This window comes from Candidatus Zixiibacteriota bacterium, from assembly GCA_036397555.1.
Taxonomy (GTDB): Bacteria; Zixibacteria; MSB-5A5; order WJJR01; family WJJR01; genus DATKYL01.
Map to the genome: position 1 here is coordinate 65,181 of DASWIS010000031.1, position 22,966 is coordinate 88,146.

The 22,966-nt window shown below is 61.5% G+C and carries 20 protein-coding genes; 18 read left to right on the forward strand and 2 right to left on the reverse strand.

The window, feature by feature from the left end; genetic code table 11:
- On the forward strand, nt 1–459 hold the full coding sequence (locus VGB22_09680) for a hypothetical protein (protein HEX9751538.1): 459 nt from the start codon (nt 1–3) through the stop codon (nt 457–459).
- 244 nt (nt 460–703) lie between these two features.
- Here VGB22_09680 and VGB22_09685 read toward each other — a convergent pair whose 3' ends face one another.
- Both VGB22_09685 and VGB22_09690 read right to left on the reverse strand, forming a co-directional pair.
- Complete coding sequence (locus tag VGB22_09685) at nt 704–3,337, reverse strand: serine/threonine-protein kinase (protein HEX9751539.1); 2,634 nt, start codon at nt 3,335–3,337, stop codon at nt 704–706.
- A 26-nt stretch (nt 3,338–3,363) separates the two neighbouring features.
- Nucleotides 3,364–4,062, reverse strand: coding sequence for an FHA domain-containing protein (locus tag VGB22_09690; protein HEX9751540.1), 699 nt, complete (start codon nt 4,060–4,062; stop codon nt 3,364–3,366).
- 100 nt (nt 4,063–4,162) lie between these two features.
- On the opposite strand from VGB22_09690, the gene dusB reads away from it, so the two are divergent.
- The 17 genes from dusB to VGB22_09775 all read left to right on the forward strand — a co-directional run bounded on the left by dusB (nt 4,163) and on the right by VGB22_09775 (nt 22,966).
- Nucleotides 4,163–5,242: a tRNA dihydrouridine synthase DusB gene (gene dusB, locus VGB22_09695; GenBank protein HEX9751541.1), complete on the forward strand. Its 1,080-nt coding sequence runs from the start codon at nt 4,163–4,165 to the stop codon at nt 5,240–5,242.
- The gene (larC, locus tag VGB22_09700) at nt 5,239–6,429 is read left to right on the forward strand and encodes a nickel pincer cofactor biosynthesis protein LarC (GenBank protein HEX9751542.1); all 1,191 of its coding nucleotides are present in this window, start codon (nt 5,239–5,241) and stop codon (nt 6,427–6,429) included. Before dusB ends, larC begins: the two co-directional genes overlap by 4 nt.
- A 3-nt stretch (nt 6,430–6,432) precedes the next feature.
- Nucleotides 6,433–7,419 carry an electron transfer flavoprotein subunit alpha/FixB family protein gene (locus VGB22_09705; GenBank protein HEX9751543.1) on the forward strand — a complete coding sequence of 329 codons (987 nt, stop codon included), beginning with the start codon at nt 6,433–6,435 and terminating at the stop codon, nt 7,417–7,419.
- Between the two features lie 23 nt (nt 7,420–7,442).
- Nucleotides 7,443–8,444: a hypothetical protein gene (locus tag VGB22_09710; protein ID HEX9751544.1), complete on the forward strand. Its 1,002-nt coding sequence runs from the start codon at nt 7,443–7,445 to the stop codon at nt 8,442–8,444.
- Between the two features lie 74 nt (nt 8,445–8,518).
- The gene (locus VGB22_09715; protein ID HEX9751545.1) at nt 8,519–11,167 is read left to right on the forward strand and encodes a hypothetical protein; all 2,649 of its coding nucleotides are present in this window, start codon (nt 8,519–8,521) and stop codon (nt 11,165–11,167) included.
- 31 nt (nt 11,168–11,198) lie between these two features.
- Nucleotides 11,199–12,149 carry a hypothetical protein gene (locus tag VGB22_09720; protein HEX9751546.1) on the forward strand — a complete coding sequence of 317 codons (951 nt, stop codon included), beginning with the start codon at nt 11,199–11,201 and terminating at the stop codon, nt 12,147–12,149.
- A 52-nt stretch (nt 12,150–12,201) separates the two neighbouring features.
- Nucleotides 12,202–13,128, forward strand: a complete 927-nt coding sequence (locus tag VGB22_09725) for a PorV/PorQ family protein (protein ID HEX9751547.1) — start codon at nt 12,202–12,204, stop codon at nt 13,126–13,128.
- Between the two features lie 68 nt (nt 13,129–13,196).
- Nucleotides 13,197–14,072: a DUF6754 domain-containing protein gene (locus VGB22_09730; GenBank protein ID HEX9751548.1), complete on the forward strand. Its 876-nt coding sequence runs from the start codon at nt 13,197–13,199 to the stop codon at nt 14,070–14,072.
- Nucleotides 14,073–14,095: 23 nt separating this feature from the next.
- Complete coding sequence (locus VGB22_09735; protein HEX9751549.1) at nt 14,096–14,716, forward strand: hypothetical protein; 621 nt, start codon at nt 14,096–14,098, stop codon at nt 14,714–14,716.
- A gap of 4 nt (nt 14,717–14,720) precedes the next feature.
- Complete coding sequence (locus VGB22_09740) at nt 14,721–15,524, forward strand: hypothetical protein (GenBank protein ID HEX9751550.1); 804 nt, start codon at nt 14,721–14,723, stop codon at nt 15,522–15,524.
- A 5-nt stretch (nt 15,525–15,529) separates the two neighbouring features.
- Complete coding sequence (locus tag VGB22_09745; GenBank protein HEX9751551.1) at nt 15,530–16,123, forward strand: hypothetical protein; 594 nt, start codon at nt 15,530–15,532, stop codon at nt 16,121–16,123.
- A gap of 268 nt (nt 16,124–16,391) precedes the next feature.
- A complete protein-coding gene (locus tag VGB22_09750) occupies nt 16,392–17,342 on the forward strand; it encodes a serine hydrolase (GenBank protein ID HEX9751552.1) in 951 nt (316 codons plus the stop codon).
- Between the two features lie 3 nt (nt 17,343–17,345).
- Nucleotides 17,346–17,594, forward strand: a complete 249-nt coding sequence (locus VGB22_09755; protein HEX9751553.1) for a hypothetical protein — start codon at nt 17,346–17,348, stop codon at nt 17,592–17,594.
- Between the two features lie 9 nt (nt 17,595–17,603).
- Nucleotides 17,604–18,413, forward strand: coding sequence for a methyltransferase domain-containing protein (locus VGB22_09760; protein HEX9751554.1), 810 nt, complete (start codon nt 17,604–17,606; stop codon nt 18,411–18,413).
- Between the two features lie 132 nt (nt 18,414–18,545).
- The gene (locus VGB22_09765; protein HEX9751555.1) at nt 18,546–20,084 is read left to right on the forward strand and encodes a YifB family Mg chelatase-like AAA ATPase; all 1,539 of its coding nucleotides are present in this window, start codon (nt 18,546–18,548) and stop codon (nt 20,082–20,084) included.
- Nucleotides 20,084–20,875: a hypothetical protein gene (locus tag VGB22_09770; protein ID HEX9751556.1), complete on the forward strand. Its 792-nt coding sequence runs from the start codon at nt 20,084–20,086 to the stop codon at nt 20,873–20,875. Before VGB22_09765 ends, VGB22_09770 begins: the two co-directional genes overlap by 1 nt.
- 693 nt (nt 20,876–21,568) lie before the next feature.
- On the forward strand, nt 21,569–22,966 hold the full coding sequence (locus tag VGB22_09775; protein ID HEX9751557.1) for a bifunctional UDP-3-O-[3-hydroxymyristoyl] N-acetylglucosamine deacetylase/3-hydroxyacyl-ACP dehydratase: 1,398 nt from the start codon (nt 21,569–21,571) through the stop codon (nt 22,964–22,966).

A 22,966-nucleotide genomic window follows, 5' to 3' on the forward strand; every position in this document is an offset into this window, starting at 1 on the left:
GTGCGCGGCTCTGGCGCCATGTTTTCCGATAGCGACATCGACAAGATCGCCGACTGCCTGCAGCCGGCCGAACGCGCCTTCCTGACCGACCATCATCGCATGCGGCTGGTCAACCAGAACGACCGGCGCATGCTCGTCGTCGAGTTGTATCCCGAAGTCCGGCTCGGACGCAATGTCGGCTCGATGATCGTCGTCTACACCTCCGGCGGCCACCTCCAGCTTCACAACTGCACCGGGTTTGTCTGCTCCGATGAACTGGGCGAGGTCACCTTCGTCGGCGAGTCGGAAGGACGGCTTTCCGGGCTGGTGGTCGAACGTGAAGCGGCCTGCTCACTCTACGCGAATGTCACCCGCGACCTGATCTCCGGCGATTTCACCAAGCTCGGAGTCGAAGTCATGCTCTCCGGCGTGGCGCTCTCGCTCACCGAGGGCCTTCTCAAAGACGAGAAGGGCTCCTAAGACCCTCTGACAAAATAACTGAGGCGCGAATCGCGCGGATGTGTGCAGGCTCGGCGGAAGCCTCGCCCTCCCCGATCAATTGAAACGGCTTGGGAGGGCGAGGCTTCCGCCGAGCCTGCCTTCAAGCGCGTGAGTGGCGCCTCAGTCATTCTGTTTGACGCACTAAGCCATCCCAATCAGAGGCTATTGACGCCGACACTCCGAGCCAGCGGGCCGTCTCTTCGTGCCTGATGTCGGCAACCAGCTAAATCCGGAACGACTTGGAGCCGGCGATCTCGTCGACGAAGGCACGGAGGGCGTTGCCGAACTCCTTGGCGGTCTGGTATCGCGTGTGACGGTCCTTGGCGAGCGCCTTGTTGACGATCACGTCGAAGAGGCCGGGGATGTTCGGATCGACCTTGGTGGGCGGATCGGGGTTGGTCTGCGTGATGGCATAGATCAATTGCGAGATGTTCTCGCCGATAAACGGGCGACGATGTGTCAGCAATTCATAGGCGACAACGCCCAGGCTGAAGATGTCGCAGCGGCGGTCGATCTCTTCGCCGCGCAGCAGCTCCGGGGCGATGTATTGCGGCGTACCGACCGCGATCCCGGTCTGGGTCATCGACATGTGCGGTGAATCGAACCGGGCGATCCCGAAGTCGGTCACTTTGATCTTGAAGTTGTCCAGGACCATGATGTTGGCCGGTTTGATGTCGCGATGGACGATCCCCGACGTGTGCGCGTACTCGAGCGCCTCGCAGACCTGGACCAGTATGCGCGCGGCGATACGATAATTGAGTTGGACCTTCTTGCGCACGACCTGTTCGAGCGTATACCCCTCCAGATACTCCATCGCGATATAGTTGAGTTCACCCTCGGCGCCGACGTCGTAGATCGTCACGATATTCGGGTGCGACAGCTTGCCGGCGGCCTTGGCCTCGCGCACCAGACGCTCGCGTAACTCGGCGGCGTGCTCCGGATCGGCGCCGATACCGGCGCGAATGGTCTTCAGCGCGACGAGGCGGTCGATCGCGGGGTCTTTGCCTTTGTAGACCGTGCCCATCGCGCCCTCGCCGAGGATTCCCAGAATCTCATATCGGCCCAGTTGTTTGATCAGAACTTCGCGCGAGGGACGCGTGCGGATCTCGGCTGTGCGCGGGTCGCTGTCGGAGAGGCCCATCGGCTGCGGCGTCACTTCCATCAGATCGCGCGGTTGCGGATCGGACGAATCGGGAATGTCCGCCAGCGGCTGATGCGTGCCAAACACGGCGCTGTCGTCCATCGCAACCGGCGAAACGATCTCCGGCACGTCTTCACCGGTTTTCGGCGGTACCGAAACCGGCGGAATGGACGGAGACGACTGTGACGCGGCGCGCGGCGGTGTCGGCGTTGCCGGCAGTTGCGTTGACGTTTTCTCCAATCCGCTGATAATCTGCGGTGAGACCTCACGGTCGAGATTGCGGACCGGCACGCTGCCCGAACTGGACCGAGCTGAATTCGGAGTGTGCGTCACAGGTTTGGCGATGGCGTGCGGGAGATCGTCTGACGATACCGAAAATTGCGGTCCCGCCGTGCGCGCGGCCTTGCCGACCGGCACGGCATCTGTTGCCACCGGCCGAATGAAGGCCGCAAACGCCAGGAACAACACGATCTCCAGCGTCGGAAACACAGTCTGCGTCAGCAACTTAAAAGAACTGTACAGCACGAAATTCAAGTTCAGGAAGACGAACGCCATCAGCACCAGGGTGATGACGCGATACATGAGCGTTACGCGCGGCAAGACGGCCGCGCAGAAGACACCGATGAGAATCATGACCAGGATATCCAGAATCGTCGACAGCGAGAGCGTGTCGACGAAGCGTCCCGAGACGATGTTCGCCGTTACTTGGGCGATTTTCTCAGTGCGCGCCATGCCAACATCGATCCCGGTCTCCAGCCCCGTGCCGTAACCGGTCGCCGTGACACCCACGATCACGATCTTCTCGGCGATCAGGTCGACCGGGGCCTCGCCTTCCAGTACGCGCGCGGCTGAGATCGACGGGACATTGCCCGACGGTCCGCGAAAATCGATGAGCGACAGCCCGGCGTCGTCGGTCGGTATCGTCTTGCTGGAAAGAGTGATCCCCTGACCCGGCACAATCTTCACCTGCGTGCGGTCGACGCTCATGGCGGCCCGAGCCAGTTGCAATGGCATCGACGGGTAATAGTCCCCGGCATACCGCACGACAATCGGGTCGCGCCGGACGATTCCATCGACATCCTGCCACGAGTTGACATGCCCCATGCTCCAGGCGGCGTCACAAAGCTCCGAATAGGGGAATGTAACGCGCACGCCCTCGAGATACGGCATATCCAGCAGACGGCGTGCGTCATCGAACGCCACCAGACTGGAGCGGGCCACATTCCCGGGCGGCACAGTGCCGGTCCAGGAGCGGTCGTCTTCGGTGTCGCGGCGGGCCAGCGTAAAACTCATCGGCACTACAACGCGCCCCGATTGGCGCACCATCTCTGCCAGGAACAGATTCCCGGCAGGGTCGGAGGCAAACTCGGTCGGCAGTTCCAGATCCAGACCGATGGCTTTCGGCCGGTACTCGTTCAACATGCCGACGATGTATCCCACCCGTTCGGCATCCCATGGCCAGGGTCCCAGTTTGTTGACCGCCTCGTCGTCGATATTGACGATCACGACGCCGTTGGTGGCGACGTCGTTGCGGCTGGCGCCGACCATTACGTCCTGGATGGCCAGTTCCACCGTCGCAAACAGTCGATGATTGTCGAGGTAGAGGACCGTCACCAGGAGGGTGATCAGCCCGCAGAGCAGGTACGGCCCATAGCGGCGTGCCAGGGGACTCTCGTGCATCCGCAGCTTCGGTCCCGATCGCTTGCGCTTTTCCATGGCATGTCGCCGACGCGGCGCGCTGGCTACGCGGTTCCCCCGGAGACGAAGCGGAAGACAGAGCGGCCGATTTGGACCAAATCCGCATTCTTCAAAAAGACTTCATCCACCGGCTCGCCGTTGACCCGGGTCTTGTTGTGGTGACCGACGTTGGACAGCCGATAACGCCCGTCCTGCGGCGTGATCTTGGCCTGAATGTCGGGTACAAACCAGCCGCGCACCCGGACATTGCAGAACGGCGCCTTGCCGAATGTCACGGTCGAGGTTCCGAGTTGGACTTCTTCGATATCGGTGTCGCCCTCGCCCAAGAGCACTGCGACGCCGCCGGAGCGTGACACGACCTCGCGATAGCGCTTGTCCTGCTCGATGCGATCGCGTTGTCGTTTGGTGTTCAGTACCATCGTACCGTCGAGGTCGGAGACTTTCGTCTCGGATGCCGATTGCGGCTGTAATGTCAGCGTGTACTTGCCGATGGTGACCACATCGCCTTCGTGCAGGATTTCCTCTTCGACGCGACGATTGTTGACGAACGTACCGTTGAGCGATTCGTTGTCGATCAGGACCGCATTCTGAGGTCCGATTTCAATCAGCGCGTGCTTGCGCGAGACGCCACGGTTATCCAGCACGATGTCGTTGTCCGACGTGCGCCCGATGGTGATGCGGCGCTTTTCGGTGATCACGCGTTCGATGACTTTGTCCTCATAGCGGACGATGATCTCGGTCATTCCGTCCTCCCGACCCGATTCCACATTGTAGGTATGCGACCCCCAACACCCGCCTGCGGCCACGTTGCGGCGGTCGCAGGGGACACCTATATTCTTCGTCATGCGGATCGGAAACTTGACGCTGGAGGGACGGGTGTTGTTGGGGCCGATGGCTGGGGTAACCGATACGCCGTTTCGGCGCATTTGTCGCCGGTTTGGGGCGGCGTTGGTGTACACTGAGTTTCTGTCAAGCGATGGCTTGGTCTTACGACAGGCGAATCAGGCACACAAACTCTTGCTGGCCGATGATGAGCATCCCGTTGCCTACCAATTGTTTGGAGCCAACACCGAACTGTTTGCTCGGGCGGCTGCCGTCATCATGGAAAACGGCCCCGACCTGATCGATCTGAACTTCGGCTGTCCGGTCAAGAAAGTGGTCAAAGGAAACGCTGGAGCGGCTGTCCTGCGCGACCTGAACCGCCTGGAGGCGATCGTGCGAGCGGTCGTCGAATCAGTGCCCGTGCCGGTCACCATCAAGATGAGAGCCGGATGGGATGCGGATTCACTTGTTTATCAGGAAGCGGCAGAACGCGCCATTTCGGCGGGGGCAATGGCCGTCACGCTCCACGCGCGCACACGCGCGGACGGCAACTGGGGACCCACCTATCACCGCGGCGCATGCTGGGAATGGATTGCGGACTTGAAGAGAAATGTCACAACTGTCCCCGTCATCGGCAACGGCGACGTCGATTCGCCGGAATCGGCCGCGCGCATGCTTGACGAAACCGGTTGCGATGCCGTCATGGTAGCGCGCGCGGCGATCGGCGCGCCGTGGATATTTGCCCAGATCAACAAGTACCTCGAAACCGGCGAGCATTTGCCGGAGCCGTCGATACACGACCGGCTGGGCGTGGCATTACACAATCTGCGGGAGAAGATTGCCGAGTCGGGACACGAGCGCGGCGCGGTGTTCCATATGCGCCGACAGATGGCGGCTTACATCAAGGGGCTGCCCGGCGGTGGACGGCTCCGCTCGGCGCTCATGACCGCCGAATCATTTCAGTCCGTGCGCGCACTCTTCGCCGACTATATGAACCGGCGCCGCGATGACTGGACGGACGACGATGACTGGCTCAGCGAGTATCTGCCTTTCGATCGCGGCTGGATGCCGGTTCGCCGTGTCGGGGCGGCCGCCAGATGAAGTCTCTTTACATTGATGGGCAGGCGGGCGCGGCCGGGGACATGCTGCTCGGCGCTCTGATCGATTTGGGGGTCGATCCGAATCGTATCATCGGGACATTGCGGCCGATCGTTTCCGACCATTTCGACATTCATGTGGAGACAGTCAGTCGCTGCGGCATCAATGCCAGGCGCGTGCATGTCGAGGTTTCCGGCAACACCGAACATCGTCACCTGTCGCAGGTTGTTGCCGGGCTTGATAAGGGATCGTTAAGTGCCAATGTGCGACAGCGCGCCGAGAATGTCTATCGGCGCCTGGCAGAGGCGGAGGCACACGTCCACAATTCCACGCCGGAGAACGTGCACTTTCACGAGGTCGGCGCCGACGACGCCGTCATCGATATCGTCGGTGTCCTGTGCGGAATCGAATGGCTGGGTGTCAATTCGGTTTATTGCGAGCCCCTTGTCTTGGGCAGTGGCGTCGGCACATCGGCACACGGGCCGATCCACTATCCCGCGCCGGCCACACTGCAACTGCTGAAGGATAAGCCGACGCGCATGGTGTCCGGACTGGGGGAGACGACAACGCCGACCGGAGCTGCCATCCTGGCCGAAATCGCCGAGTTTACTGACAGCGTCTTAATCGTTCCCGAACGCATCGGTTATGGCGCCGGGACACGAGAGCTGCCGGATCGTCCCAATCTGCTTCGCGCCACACTGGGCGCAGTTCCCGCATGGACCCAATCCGACACCTTGTGGTTGTGCGCCTCCGATATCGACAACACCCGCCCGGAGGTTTTCGAATGGGTCGAGCAGAAAATGCGCGACGCCGGCGCTGTAGATGTCACACTCGTCGACGTCGGCATGAAAAAGGGGCGTCACGGCGTGCGTGTCGAAGCGCTCTGCGATTCGTCGACGCGCGCCGCCATTACCGATATTCTGTTGTCGGAGACGGGGACACTCGGTGTGCGCTGGCACAGCGTGGTCCGTTCCAAGCTCCCGCGCACGGTCGAGACGGTGGGCACGCCATGGGGACCGATCCGTGTCAAGGTTGCGCACACAACACTTGGCCCACGGGGAATCCCCGAATACGACGACTGCCGTCTGGCGGCTGCCGCCAGCGGCGTGCCCTTGATCGCGATCATGGAAGAGGTCTCGCGCCGGTTTGCCGAGAGTCGTGCCGCCGCCAACCACCACGCGGAAGGATAGAGGATGGGTTTGCAATCGATCTGGGTATTTGCGCAGCAGAAAAACGGTGTCATCGCCGGACACGCCTATGAAGCGTTGAAAGCCGCACGCCAATTGGCGCCGCAGGGCGGCGGCACAGTGACCGCTGTCTGCTTCGGCCACGCAATCAGCGAAGCCGCCGCACAACTGACCGCGCGCGGCGCCGATCTTGCCTTGATCGCCGACGATCCGTCGCTGGAGCACTTTGTCGACGATCTTTACGCCGAACTGCTGGCGCGCTGGATTCGCACCGACGGCCCGCAACTCGTGTTGGGTGTCTCCAGTTTCTACGGACGCGCCTTGTTCCCACGTTTGGCGGCGCTCCTGAAGTGCGGCCTGGTGGCCGATGCCGGCTCGTTGTCGCTCAACGACGGGAATCTCAGCGTGGTCAAGGCGACCTACGGCGGCAAAGCGTTCACCGCCCACGAGTTCACCGGCAATCCTCCATGGCTGGTGACCCTGCGCCCCAAGTCTTACGAAGAATGCAAAGATGGCGGCTCCGGCGCGACGCCGACGTCGCGTCCCGCCGACGATCTGCCGCAGCCGCAGATTGCCGTCACCGCATCCGAAGCGTCCGATTCCGGCAAAGTGACACTGACCGAGGCGGACATCATTGTTTCCGGGGGACGCGGACTGCGCGGGCCGGATAACTACAAGCTGGTCGAGGACTTGGCCGCCGTGCTCGGCGCCGCGACCGGCGCCTCACGCGCGATCGTCGATGCCGGCTGGGTGCCGTATGCACGGCAGGTCGGGCAGACCGGCAAAACTGTCAATCCCAAGCTCTACATCGCCTGCGGCATCTCCGGTGCGATCCAGCACTTAGTCGGCATGCAATCGTCGCGCGTCATCGTCGCGATCAACAAAGACCCCGACGCACCGATCTTCAAAGTCGCCAGCTATGGCATCGTCGGCGATGTTTTCGAATACCTTCCGGCCATCACGCAGGTGTTCAGGGAAAAGCTGGGCGGCTGACGAACGCTCAGGCGAGACGACCGATGGCAAGGCGGCACATTGCAACGGCCGCGCGCCGGGCGCTTCCAGTGGGCGCGACCGTCGGCGTTTGCGACCTCGGCACTTTCTCCTGTTTGTTCCTCATGGCACGGGTCAGCCGGCACGGGCTGGTGCCGCTGGAGGAGAGCAGACACACGATCGATTTGCTCGCCGGCATGGCTGCCGATTGTTGGATTACTCACACGGCGCAGTCGCGGGCGATGCGAGCAGTGGCCGCATTCAGCACGTTGTGTCGAGGTCACGCCTGCGCGCGGTCAGTCGTCGTCTGCACGGCGGCGATCCGATCGGCCCCCAATCGTCGTGCCGTAGTGGCCGCGCTGCGTCATTCGATCCGGCATCGCGTCATTGTTCTCAGCGCGCGGACGGAGGCGCGGCTGACCGCGATCGGGGCATTATCCGGATTGACGCGCGGCAGCCGTCCTTCGACCGTCATCGACGTCGGCGGCGGCTCCACGGAGATCATCAACACCGCCACAAACCGGTTTGTCGGGATTCCAATTGGTGCGGCTCGCGCCACGGATACCTGGGGAAGAAAACTGCCGCGGAATCGTCACGAGCGCTCACGCCACCATCGGAAATGTTGTGAACAGGACATCGCAGGCATCCCCATCGATTGTGCCGGACAATCAACGACTGTCGTTGGCGTGGGCGGCACCATCACGACGTTGGCAGCGATTTCCATGCGACTGAAATCGTTCGATGCCGACGCAATCCACGGCCGTGTTTTGACTCTCGATGAGATCACACGTCGGGCGGACGAGTTCTCGCTAATGACCCGGCAGCAGCTTGCAGCACTCATTCCATTCGATCCCAGGCGTGCCCGGGTGCTGACCGCTGGAACTCACATATGGGCCGGGGTGTTAAACGCCCTGAACGCTCCAGGGGTGCGCGTCTCTGTGCGCGGACTCAGGTGGGGAGCCGCCGACCAGATCTGCAGAGGCATCCATCTGCCGGGCTTGCGCTTGGACGCGGTACAAAGGACTTGACCCCGACAGCAACAGGCGGCAGATTCGCACCTTCACCCGATGCAGAGCGACTGATCACGCCAATTCCTCGCCAGATGAAATCCCTCAATCGACGCGCGATCGGCACCCTGATACTGGCCGTGCTGGCGGGCTGCGCTTCATCGGTGACGGCCGCGCAACTCGGGAGGCAGGTCCCGCGCCACTGGTCGTTTGAGTTCGATGGATTGGCCCATTCCCTTGGACAATCAAGCACCAGCGATACCGTCTTCGGCTCCAACACAATCTCTGATATCATCTATTCCCCGCCGGCTATCTGGATGGCGACATCGGGCGGCGTCAGCATGCTCACTCCTCCCGGCAACGATTGGACCACATACACCGACGAGGACGGACTCGGGAATCTCGAGATCCCGGCCATCGGCGTTTTCGGCAGCGGCGTCTGGGCGGCGGCAGCGCATGGTGAGGAACGCGAGGGGCAGCTCGTACAGTGGGGAGATGGCCTGTATTTGTTCAACGAAGCGACGGATATGTGGATCGATCGCTCACCGCACAGTGAACTCCCCGACGGCAGCATCGATCAGGCCTCGGATGCCTTTATGTTGTGCTTTGATCTGGCTGAGTTTCGCGGCGCCATCCTCGGGGCGTGTTTTGCCGGCGGGCTGGTGATCTCTCCCGACGAGGGGATGACATGGTGGAACATCTATCGCGATGCGGCCGCCCGGTCGGACCTGGAGAATCACAGATTCAATGACTTGGGCAACCGCTACTTCTCGGTTGTCGTCGACTCCTCGGTGTCCGACTCGATTGCGATCTATGCCGGAACGGCATACGGCATCAACAAGTTCACCTTTCTGGATCCGTCACTGAAGGTGACCGGATTCGACATTACGGATTTGTCACTCTCGGGTTCCCGACTGGTCGTCGCCTCCGAAAGCGGACTCTCCGTATCCGAAGATCGCGCCGGATCGTGGGTGACTTACTACGACACCGACGGTCTGCCGAGCAATTTTGTCAGCGCCGTCGATGTCAATGGCGACACGATCTGGGCGGGATTTTCCAACGAAGACGGCACGATCGGAATGGGGCTGGCGTGGTCGCCCGATAATGGGGAGACATGGAATGTTCCCGATGAGCAGCCCGCAGCAGTCGTCGGGCCCGGCCGTGTCCCGCGTCAGATTGCGGCCACGACGGGTGAGGCCTGGTACGCGTGTTCCGACGTCGGTATTCTGCGCGCCATCACGACCGCCGATCCCGCGGAGATCATCGGCGAAGGATACCTGACCGATCGCGAGGGGCTGGCGGTCTTTCTCCAGCAGAATGGCGGGCCAGCCGATCTCTACGTCGGCACCGACATCGGCATCGTCACGTTCGATCTCGACGGCGACCCAACGATACTCGACACCCTCGCAGTCGGCACTCCCGCCGACAACATCAGCCAGCGCGTGGTGCGAATCGCAAGTCAACAGCTTCCCTGCTCCGACACAGCGGAGTCGGCGCTGTGGGCGCTCACACGGGATTCCGATGACGAGGCGGGTCCACGTGACGGCCATGCCATTTCCGTCGACGGCGGCGTGGCATGGACGGTCGCGTCGCGTCGCATCGCGCCCAATGACGTCACATTCCTGGGATGCCGGTATTTTCTTGCCTCCGACAGCGGGCTGGCCGAAGGGAACTATACACGATACGACAGCCTGCTGTTCACGCCCAGTTATGAAGCGGTCATCACGGCGGGACGTGTCAGTCGTCGCGCGCAGTCGATCGCACTCGAAGTCGGTTTGGACGATGTCGGTAATGACAGCTTGGTCGCGCTGTGGGTCGGGGCCGATTCGGGTCTGGCACGCTCCTATGATCTGAATGCGACTTGGGGCGTCGTGTTCGCGAATGCCGATCCGTATGAGTTCGATCAGTTCCTCAATCCGGTCTATCTCGGAGTCGACACGCTGGAAAACTTCAATTGGCTCCCGGGGAATTTCGTCCCGACGCTCGCCCTGCAGCCGACCGGCGGCAAAAGCGTCGTCTGGGCGGGTGTGCGCGCAACCAGACAGGGGCGGTCCACCAGCGACTTTAATACCGGGAGCCGCGAAATCGACGGCATTACCTACTCGCGCGACGGCGGGCTGACATGGACCACGCCCGTTCGCGGACATCAGGTCTGGAACTTCGCCTTCGACGGCGCGCATGTCTGGGCGGCCACCACACAGGGATTGCTACACTGGGATGGAACGGGTGGTACACCCTGGGATACGATGAATGTCTTAGTCGATCCACAAACAGGGTCGGTCATCGACTCGACCGTCGAAGTGCTCGCCGTCGAGGTCATCGGCGATGAAGTCTGGGTGGGGACGGAGAACGGCCAGGCGATCCTCGACAAGTCGGGCAACGTTCTCGCCGTCCGGCGCACGTTTCGACCGGTCGAGCCCGGCGCTCCCGGTGCGGAGGGGGGCACCTATGCCACGCCGGTTCCTTTCTCGCCGACCTTCTCACGCTCAACCGGCGGTCTGCGACTGCACTATCTGCCCCCGGTTGACGGCAACGTGACGATCAAGATCTACGACTTCTCGAATAATCTCGTCAGGACACTGCTGGATGACGAGCATCGTGAGGGCGGGCGTCAGTACGATGAGACCGACATCTGGGACGGCCGCAACGGCGACGGTGATTTCGTCGCAACCGGCACTTACTTCTATATCATCGAGTATGCCAACGGCGCCACGCACTGGGGGAAGATTGCCATCATCCCGTAGATTCCTGCTCACCATGGGGGTGATCTGTGCGATGGCCTCATCGGTTCGCGCCGATGAATCCGGCGGCCAGGCGAGCGCCTATCTGGAATGGGGTGTCGGTGCGCGTCCGGTCGCGATGGGGGGCGCGTACTCCGCAGTGGCCGATGGCCCCACCGGGTTCTGGTGGAATCCCGGCGGTCTGTCGCAAGTCCGTCAGCCGACCATCGAGGCGGCGATGCGCACAATGAGCTTCGACCGGCAGGCCGGGTACGGTGTCCTCGCATATCCTTTCAGCCGCGAAGAAGCGGCGTTGGCGTTGTCGTGGATTTATGCCGGGGTCGGCGATCTCTTCGAATATAATCTTGATGGTGTACGGGGCGATCAGATTTCCGATTACGCCAACGCAGTCGCCTTTTCCTTCGCGCGCCGTTTCACCGACGAGCACAATCCGCTGGCGCTCTCGCTCGGTCTGAATGTGCGCTATGTCCAACACAACATCGCCGGTATCGATGCGTTCTCCGTCGGGTTTGACCTCGGCACGCATGTCCGTTACCGCCTGCGGGGCCGATATGTCGATGTCGAGGGGGACAATCCGCCGGAGGTGATGTTCGGCCTGTCGGTTCAGCGCATCAATCAGAAGTTTCCGTGGACCACCAGCGACTACTGGGTGCCGCGCGGCGAGGGGGGCGCGAGTTTCGAGGAAAGCTTTCCCTTCCTGGTGCGCGGCGGCACTGCGGCACGGTTTATGCAGGGACGCGGGCTGGTGGCATTCGATCTTTCGGTCGACGAAAAGCAGGGCGCCGAGTGGCATGTCGGCGCCGAGGGCCAACCGCACCCGCTGGTGGCCATTCGCGCCGGTCTCGACAACGGCGATCCGACCTTCGGCGGCGGCCTGCGGCCCAAAATCAACAAGCGCTGGGAACTGATCTTCGACTATGCCTTTGCGATCCAACCCGATGCCATCGACGCCGAGCACATCTTCTCAGTCGGCGCGCGTTTCTGAGCAGGGGCGGCCGCCCAAGGGTCGTCTCATCGCCTGAAGCTGCGTGAATAGTATGCACAGATCTGCAGATCATCATCGATGCGGCAACCTCGCGCTCCCGCTGGGGCTGATGCTATCGTCGGTCATCCTTGCGACCGCGGCGCAGGCACAGAGCGACAAACCGACCGGGTTCAGTGTCCTGACAATCGGCGGAGGCGCACGCGCCATCGGGCTCGCGGAGACGATGGCGGCGGACGGCGACGACCCATTCGTGATCGAGTACAATCCTGCCGGATTGACAAAAGTCGATCGCTTCACGGTATCGTTTGCGCACAACAAATACTTTCTGGATACGCGAGGAGAGTACCTCGCCGCCGCCGTGCCGCTGGGACGATGGGCCGCCGGTGTGCGCGTGGGATATGTCGGGACCGATGACATACCGTTGCGCGATGGACCGTCGGAGCAGCCCCTGGGGCTGTACGGCGCATCCGACGGGATCTTTCAGGGCGCGATCGCCGGACCGATCGATGAACGGCTTTCCGTCGGCGTCTCGGCCGCCTGGGTGGTCGAACACATCGATGTCGAAAGCGCCGAAGCGGTCGCTCTGGGGGCCGGTATTCTCTACAAACTCCAGCAACGCGTCATGCTGGGAGTCGCGTTTACCAATGTCGGTCCGCCGACGAAATTCATCGAACGCGAGTTCAAACTCCCGAATCTCATGCGGGCGGGCACTGTGGTGACGCTCGCCGATGCCACGGCGCGCGCGGAGATGGTGGTCGCCGACAACGACAACGTGAAATGGCATCTGGGCGGCGAGTACGCCGTCGATCCACGGATCGCCATTCGCGCCGGCGTCAAGGTCGGCTACGACACGCAATGGCTGGCGGCCGGTTTCGGCGCGAAGCTTCCCGATGGCCGCCTCGGGGTCGATTATGCGTACGCACCGTATACCGACGACCTCGGCACGACCCACCGCTTCGGCATCACCGTCCGTCCGTAGACGCTCTCCTCATCACACCGGATCAGTTTGGCGTTGACGACCGATGCGGTCGCCGGTTTATAACGCGTGTGTTCTCGTTTGCGAGTCGTGGGCAGCGCCCGTTCGCGTTGGCCCTGCTGATTCTCCTCAGCTCAAGCGTTGCTGTCCTGGGCGACAATGGCTCGCCGGTTGCCGATGCCGGTCTCTGGGGCACGGGAAAGATTCCGGAGTTCATTGCCGTTCTCCTGCTGTCATTGGTCATGGTGATCGGCGTTATCCATGTCCGACGCCGGGGCCGTCCACAGTTGCGGCCCCTGCCGCCGATCGCAGCAGTTGACGATGCCATCGGGCGTGCCACAGAGCAGGGGACAGCGGTCATCTACACGACCGGCTGGGGCGGCGACATGTCGCGCCCGACCATCATGGCGTCGATGGAGATTCTCGGATCGGTCGCCTCGCGCGCGGCGCGGAATGGCTGCCGATTGCTCGTACCCTCGCACGACCCGGTCATCGTCGGCGTCGCACAGGATACGATCAGCCAATCGGCGACCGTCGCCGGACGCCCCGACTGGTTTGCGTCATCGGATGTCACATTTGTCACGCAGAGCCAGTTCGGATATGCCTCGGCGTTTGCCGGATTGGTGGCACGACATCACCCCGGATCGGTTTTCCTGATCGGCACGTTCGAGGGTGAGGCGCTGATCCTCGCCGAAGCCGCGCATGATGCCGGTGCGGTGACGATTGCCGGCACAGACTCGACAATTCAACTGTCGTTCTTTCTGGTCGCCTGCGACTACACGCTCATCGGTGAGGAGTTGTTTGCCGCTGCCGCGATGGTATCGGGCGATGAACACGCTGCCGCGGCGGTGCTGGCGCAGGACATGATCAAGTATCTGATTCTGCTGCTTCTGCTGATTGGGGGCATTCTTGTCGGCTTCGGTTTCAATCTCAACGATCACTTGTAGCGCCTTCGGCCCGTGTGGTCGCCATGCGTGATCGTCTGGCCGTCATGGCGGCTTCCGCGTGCGGCGTGTTGCTGGTCGTCCAATACTTCGTCAACGCCGATTGGCTGCAAGCGTCGTACCGGCTGCTGCTGTCGTGGATGCAGGCGATCTTCGCCTTCGCACTCGTCGTCGGGGTCCTCGCCGTCATCCGGGACCGAATCGCGCGCGCGGGACGCACGACTGAAGAGCGCGTCAATGCGGTGGTGATGGCCGGCGCCGCACTGGTGATATCGCTGCTCGGGTTTGTCGGGGGGACCGGCCGTGAGTCGCCCTTTCAGTGGGCCTTTGTCCATCTGCAGGCGCCGATGCAGACGACTGTGTTCTCGCTGCTGGCGTTTTATGTCGCCACGGCGGCGTATCGCGGATTCCGGGCGCGCACCATCGAGTCGGGCGTGCTCGTCGTTGCGGCGCTGATCGTGTTGCTCGGACGTGTCCCCATCGGCGAGTGGCTCACTCCCGTGCTGCCGGGTGGAGCGGATTGGATCCTCAACACACCGGCGCTCGCCGCCAAACGTGCGATCCTGATCGGTATCGGATTGGGAATGGCGGCCACGTCATTACGAGTCATCGCCGGGATCGAACGCACTTACCTGGGGGGACGTTGACCGGATGAACGAGCGGTCGCTCATCTTCCTCGCACTCGCCGTCATTGTGTCGGCGGCGCTCCTGTTGCGTCCCGGGCTCCCCATCGGTGTCACCGATTCCGCACATGAGGTCTTCGAACTGATTGAATCGCTGGATTCCGGCGATGTGGTCATGATCTCGTTTGACCATGAGGCCTCCAGTTTGCCCGAGGTCGGACCGTTGGGCGCCGCGATCGCCGACCACTGCTTCAGAAAGCGTATCAACGTCGTCGGGTTGGCGCTCTTCGCTGAGGGGACCGCCGCCGGATATGAACTGCTCACCGAACGCGCCGGCGGTGCCGGAGCGCGCTATGGCGACGACTGGATATATCTCGGATTCCGTCCCCAATACACTGCCGCCATCCTCGGAATGGGTGAATCGATCCCCGATGTGTTCGCCGCTGATTACCGGGGGACCGAGATCGGAACCCTGCCTCTGGGCAGAAGAGTCCTGGACTACAATGACATTGATTTGGTCGTTTCGGTCGCCGACGGTTCGATGCCGACATACTGGGTCGAGTACGCACAGGCGCGGTACGGGCAAAAGATCGTTGCCGCGCTGTCGGCGGTGATGGTGACATCATTTACTCCATATCTCGAAGCCGGACAATTGGCCGGGATTCTGCCGGGATTGCGCGGCGCCGCCGCATACGAACAGTTGTTGAACTCGCCCGGCGCGGGATCGCGCGGCATGGATGCGATTTCCGGCGCGCATGTGCTGCTCGCCCTGTTGGTCGTCGCCGGCAATATCCAACTGTGGCGATCGCGACGCCGTCGAAAGAACCCGTGATCGGCATGAATCTGGAGACCTCCATAACAGCCCTGTTAACGCTGGCGATCTACTCGTTTCTGGCCGGAGACAATCCGATCTATCGCTTTGCCGAGCATCTCCTTGTCGGGCTGACATTGGGATACTCGCTGGTCATTACCGTCAGCTCGATCATCATGCCCGAGGTGATATCGCCGCTGGCAACAGGAGAATGGCAGGCGGCCTTTCCCCTGTTGCTGGGGTCCATGATGTTCCTTCGTCTGGTGCCGCGCGCGCGTGGCTGGTCGCAGATACCGATGGCGATCATCATCGGTTGCGGCGCCGGACTGGCGCTCCCCGCGATGCTCAAGGCGCGGGTCGTGCAGCAACTGGGCGCGACCATTGAAGGCGTGGGTTCCGTCGATGGTATTCTCATCCTGATCGGCGTGGCGACGACCTTGGTGTATTTCATCTTCACGCGACGCGACAGCGGAGCTGCCGGCTTCACATCGCGCATCGGCCGGGTTTTCATGATGGTCTTCTTCGGCGCGACATTTGCCTACACCGTGATGTCGCGCATGACCCTGCTCATCGGCCGACTGGAATTCCTGTTGGGTGACTGGCTCGGCTTGCTCGGGTAGCCGATCGGGAGACGACAATGACCTGCCCGCGCTGCAAGATTGCCATGGTCGAGCAGAAACGGGTCTTCCATGGCCAACGCAAGTGGTTGTGCCCACGCTGCAAACGTGCCCGCTTTCAACAGGTTAAGAAGGGGCTAACCCCGCCGCCCACTCGGCCGCGCCGCTGACGGTCCCCACGCCATCTGCGTCGGCAATCTTCGCAATTGCCGATCCGTCAGATCACGTATAAGTTTCCTGTAGGGGGGGCTTTGCCGATCAATACACAGTGATGATTCGTCGCGCGCTATTCAGCCTGCTGGCCGGGTTCGTCTTCTCGGCCATTTTCGTGTTCGCGCTCCCTCTGCCTCTGATTTCCGAGGGGGACTTTTCTCCGGATCTGATCCCGCCGGTCCAGGAGGCCGCGTGGACGATCCGCAGCGAGTTTCCCGACCCGCGTCTGGCCAAGGGGCCGCGTGTGCGCTGTGCCTCGGCGCTGGTTGTCGACAATGTGGCCGGGGAAATCCTCTACGAACGCGATGCCCACACGCGCCGTCCGATCGCCTCGCTGACCAAGCTGTTGACCGCCATGGTCTTCCTCGAGTCGCGTGTCGATCTCGACTCGACCGCCCAGATCACGGACGAAGACGCCGCCAATTCCAGCCGCTCATACCTTCGAAACGGCGAAATCCTCACGTTGCGCGAATTCCTCTATGCCGCACTGATGACATCCGACAACCGTGCCGCGCGGGTGTTGTCGCGCTCGGCGGGAATCACGCAGGAGCAGTTCGTTGAACGCATGAATGAGAAGGTGCGCGAACTGGGATTGGACTCGACCTTCGTGGTCGAGCCGACCGGCCTCTCAGAACTGAATGTATCAACCGCGTTCGATTGCGCGCGGCTCGTCAACGCCGCCGTGCAGAATCACCTGATCCGCCACATCACCCAGCAGCGCGAGTTCACGATTCAGGGGCGCGATCGCCGTCACCGTACGCACCGTCTCGCCAACACCAACCGGCTCCTGTATGCTGATTACCATTTCGCCTGCGCCAAGACCGGCTATATCCTCGAGGCCGGGTGGTGCATCGCCGCGCGCGCGACATCGCCGCAAGGCAACGATGTCACCACCGTCGTCCTCGGGGCGCCCAGCGACGGATTCCGCTTTGGGTCTCTGCGCAACGCGATCAATTGGGCATTCGCATTGCCCACACATCGAAGAGCCAACTCCCGCTCCGAGGGCTGAGCGTTGACGAAGCCGCCGCCCGACCCCACTCCTGATCTGGCCGCAACCATTGACACCGGCCTGGATCAACTTGCCGGCAGCTTCGAAGAGATTGAATCCCGCTTGACCCAACTGGCATTACAATCAGCATCTCATTCGCGCGAAACCGCCGAACTGCGCGCCCAGATCGAGACCATTCAGGAGACATTGGAGTCGATTGTGCAACAGTTGGATCTGCTGGTACGGACGAGCGAGCACCGCACGGTCGCCTAAGCGGTTCTGATGATCACCAAGTCCAGGAAACGAATCGTCCCTTACAACGTCTACGCCCCGATCCGGGATGGATTACGGTATCTGCGATCGTTTCGTTATGCGGGGGGACGATACGAATGTCCACTTTGCAAGGGGCGGTTTTCGACTTTTCGTTCGACTGGGCAACGGGCCACGGTCCTGGCCGATAGGCAGGTCGTTGGCGCCGGGTACCGTCAGAATGCCAAATGCCCCCGCTGTCGTTGCGACGACCGGGAACGGCTTGTATATCTTTTTCTCACTCGGCGCGCGGGCGATTTGCTCGCCCGGGGAATTAGGCTGCTCCATGTTGCGCCCGAGAAGAGACTCTGTACATGGCTGAGGTCTCATCCGAATATCGACTACGTGTCGGTGGATCTGGACTCGCCGTTGGCGCAAATGCAGATGGACATCACCGACATCACCTTCGCCGACAACAGCTTTGAACTGATCATCTGTAATCATGTGTTGGAGCACATCCCCGACGATGCCCAGGCGATGCGTGAACTGTTCCGGGTTCTCAAACCCGGAGGACTGGCAATTCTGCAAGTACCGATCTCCTATGCGATCGATTCCACCTACGAGGATTTCACGATTGTGGATTCCGAAGCTCGTCTGGCGGCCTTCGGACAGCGTGACCATGTGCGAATCTATGGCCCCGACTATCCCCAGCGCCTTGGGCGGGCGGGTTTTGCCGTGAAAGCTCATCCGGTCACCGAGATGTTCCGCGACGACGAAGTTGACCAATTCAGACTTCTCATAAACGAGAGGCTTTTTGAGTGTCGGAAACCAGAGCCATCGTAATCGGTACTCTTTCTTTCCCCCCCCAAAAGTGATTGAACCCCATCGGGTCACGGCGTAGATTGCCGGGTCGCCGTGGATTGAGGGTCGAGCCGTTTCGGGCGGCGACGTGCGCCGTCGAACGGAGTATCCCGTATGCTCGCCAAAATCACCTCATCGGCGGTCCTGGGCATCGACGCCTATTTGGTCGAGGTCGAGGCCGATATCTCGCCGTCACTGCCCGCTTTCGTAACGGTCGGGCTCCCGGAGGGCGCGGTGCGCGAGGCGCGTGAACGGGTCCAGGCGGCGATTAAAAACTCCGAGTTCATGTATCCCAACAAAAAGATTACGATCAACCTCGCCCCGGCAGACATCCGCAAGGAGGGCTCGGCCTTTGATCTGCCGATGGCGGTCGGGATCATGGCGGCGACCGGGCAGATTCTGCGCGAGGATTATTCCGAATACGTGCTCGTCGGGGAGCTTTCTCTCGATGGATCGCTCAAGCCGATTCACGGTGTCCTGCCCATGGCGCTCAAAGCGCTGGCCGATGGTAAGAAGGGATTTCTGGTCCCCGATGAAAACGCGCGCGAAGCCGCCATCGCCAAGGGACTGAAGGTCTATCCGGTGCGCTCGTTGCGCGACACGGTCACTTTTCTGGAAAACGGCGACTCAGCGGTCCCGTACGATCTCGACATCGACGAGGTCTTTGCCGAGGCGCGTGTCTACCCGGTCGATTTCACCGACGTCAAGGGACAGCAACTGGCCAAGCGCGCGCTCGAAGTCGCGGCCGCGGGCGGGCACAATGTCATCATGGTCGGGCCGCCGGGATCGGGCAAGACGATGCTGGCGCGACGTTTCCCCACCATCCTGCCCGACATGACGCTCGATGAAGCGCTCGAAACGACCAAGATTCACTCCGTATCCGGGACGCTCCAGGCCGGACGCGCTCTGATCGCAAATCGTCCCTATCGCTCGCCGCATCACACGATTTCCAATGCGGGCCTGGTTGGCGGCGGCACGACGCCGCGTCCCGGCGAGGTCTCACTTGCGCACAATGGCGTGCTGTTCCTCGATGAGCTGCCGGAGTTTAACAAGGACGTCCTTGAAGTGTTGCGTCAGCCCATCGAAGACGGGCATGTCACCATCGCCCGCGCGGCGCTGACTTTGACGTTCCCGGCCCGCTTCATGCTGGTCGGCGCGATGAACCCGTGCCCCTGCGGGTACTACGGCTCGTCCCTTCACGACTGCACCTGCTCGCAGCAGCAGATCACGCGCTACATGTCGAAGATTTCTGGTCCGCTGATGGACCGCATCGACATCCACATCGAAGTGCCCGCCGTGAAGTTTAAGGAACTCTCGTCGGAGGAGGCGGGCGAGCCCTCGGCCGTCGTGCGCCAGCGTGTCAACACCGCCCGCAAGCGGCAAATCGAACGCTTCACCAAAGAACCGGGCATCCATTGCAATGCGCACATGGAGTCCAAACACCTGCGCGAGTATTGCCCGATTTCCAATGAATCGCTTGATTTGATGCGCCGCGCGATCAACAAACTGGGGCTCTCGGCGCGCGCCTATGATCGCATTCTCAAAGTCTCGCGTACGATCGCCGACCTCGAAGGGACCGGGGACATTCACCCGCAGCACATTGCCGAAGCGATCCAATACCGCAATCTTGACCGCAACATCTGGATGAACTGATGAGCAATCCCGAACTCAAAGACGCTGTCTGGCAGGTGCTTGAGCAGGCCGCCCGTCATCAGGAAAGCGGCGGCACGGTGCACTCCGACTATATCATCCGCAAGTTCCCGCAGGTGAATGAAATCGAACTCATCAACGCCATCGGCGAGTTGGTCGAGGATGGAAAGGTTACGGTCAAGGCCGCCACGATCGACGCGCATGGAAACGCCACGGCCTATCACATCCATGTGCGCGACGTCGGGGACCGTCCCGATGCGCCGCCGACTCGCGGGCCGCGCATCGCCTCCGGCAGCGTCGGCTTCGGGCCGGGCTCCGGGCCGCCGCCGCCGGAGCAGAAGCCGCCCGCCGATGAACCGAAAAAGTCCGCGGACAGAGCCGTCGAGCAGGCGTCGCGTGTCAGTGTCGGTTTTGGCGGCGATCAGCCCGCGCTGTCGAAGCAACCGCCGCCGGATGATCGTTCGGATCGTGTCAACGTCTCCGTGCCGGGCACCGTCGACAAGCGTTCGGCGATGCAAATGGAAGCCGAGCAAAACTTCGCCGACGAGATGGCGTCGTTCTTCGCCGAATTGGAGATGGCGGAAACCTCCGACCCCGATGCCCGCGACGAACTGACCAACCAATTGATGGTGCTGATGGCGATGTTCCAGATGGGCGAGACACGCGACTTCACCACCCCGATCAACAAACTCGCCGCATTGAAGACCCGCGTCGCGCATGTCGTCCCCGACCTCGTCGGCGACTATGTCCTGCTCGTGCAGACCGCGGTCCGTGCGTGGCTGGGGCGGGTGTAATGCCCGCTCAGGGATTCGTAGGGTGGGCTCAGCCCACCAATCCTTGACGGCCATGTCAACAGATCGACGCCTCCGCATTGCAGGTGTGACGGATTTCTTCACTGTGGCGACCCATCAACATGGGCCGATCCTGACGCTCGACAGAATTCCGGAAATCTTGCTTGGGAGTTTCGAGAAGCACGGGATCGGGCGGAATTCGACATGCTTGCGCCCGGCATCCTTCCCGAACACCTCCATTGCATATGGAAGATGCCCTCCGAATACTCCGACCTTTCCCGTATCTGGGCGCTCATCCAACTTGGGCTCATCGAGCACATCAAAGACTTTTCAATCGTTATGAACCGTTCAGGAATGCAAGCCAGATCTCGAGTCAGCTGTGGCTACTGTGCAGTTTTGCAAAGAGATTCTGGGAAAACGCGATCCGTGACGATGAGGACCTGAGTCAGCACGTGGATTACGCTCATTACAACCCTGTCAAACATGGGCTTGTGACGAATCCCCCGGAGTTGTCATATTCCAGCTTTCGGCGGTATGTTGACCAAGGGTATTATGAGTACGATTGGTCCGAAGAACTCGAGTTGACTGTCGAGGTCGGATCGGAGTGATAAACGCGAGCGGTGTTTCGCAGAATGGGACATCGGTGGGCTGAGACCACCTGACGAATCCTCTGCGGATGTTCCTATACCATTGAGCATGAACAAACATCAGCGCACCATAAAGCAGTCCGCCGAATTCGCCGGCATCGGCTTGCACACCGGCAAGCCGTCGACCATCAGCTTTCATCCGGCCCCGGTCGGGACCGGGATTGTGTTTCGTGTCCCGTCCAACGGCGGCACCGTCGATCTGAAGGCGGACATCGGTTCGGTGATCGATGTTCATCGCGGTACGACCATTGCCCAGGGCGAAGCCAAGGTGCACACGGTCGAGCATGTGCTCTCGGCGCTCGCCGGGTTGGAAATCGACAACTGCGTCTGCACGCTCGACAATGTCGAGCCGCCGATCGGCGATGGTTCCAGCAAGCCGTATGTCGACGTGCTGCTGAAGGCAGGAATTCAGGGACAGGACGAGCCGAAGGTCTACTTCGAGCCGGATGCGCCGATCAACTACTCCGAACCGGGACGCGGCGTCGATCTGATCTGTCTGCCCTCCGACGATTTCCGCGTCACCTACATGGTCGATTACCGCAATCCGGCGCTCGGCACGCAATACACGACGTTGACATCGCTGGACGAGGAATACGCCCAGGAATTCGCCCCGGCGCGGACCTTCTGTTTTCTTTCGGAAGTCGAGCAGCTCCACCAGCAAGGACTGATCAAAGGTGGCTCGCTTGACAACGCCATCGTCATTTGCGATGACGGCTACACGCAGGCCGATGCCGAACGTCTTGGACGGATTGTCGGAATCGACAAACCGTTGCCGATCGGCACCAACGGCATCCTCAACAACGGCGATCTGCGTTTTCCCAACGAGCCGGTGCGTCACAAAGTGGTCGATCTGATCGGCGACTTGGCGTTGATCGGCCGTCCGCTGAAGGCACACATCCTGGCCGCACGCTCGGGGCATGCTGCCAACGTCGCCCTGGCCAAACGCATCAAGGCCGAAATCGACAAGAAGAAGTTAGGCGAGAAATACAAAGCGCCGACAACGGGCGGCACGCTCCAGCTCGATGCCGAGGCGATCGCGCGCATCCTCCCACACCGTTACCCGATGCTGCTGATCGACCGTATCCTCTCGCTGGAACCCGGCAAGCATGTCACCGCGATCAAGAATGTATCCTTAAACGAACCGTTCTTCAGCGGCCACTTTCCCGATCATCCGATCATGCCCGGCGTGCTGATTGTCGAGGCCATGGCACAGGCGGGGGGATTGATGCTGCTGAACATGATCCCGGAGCCGGAAAAGCAGGTTGTATACTTCATGGCCATCGACGATGCCCGTTTCCGCAAACCGGTGCGTCCCGGTGACCAATTGCGCTTCGAGGTCGAAATGCTGTCGTTCCGACGCGGCATGTGCAAGATCGCCGGCAAGGCATATGTCGATGACGCGCTGGTCACCGAGGCGACGATGATGGCGATGCTGATGGAACGATAA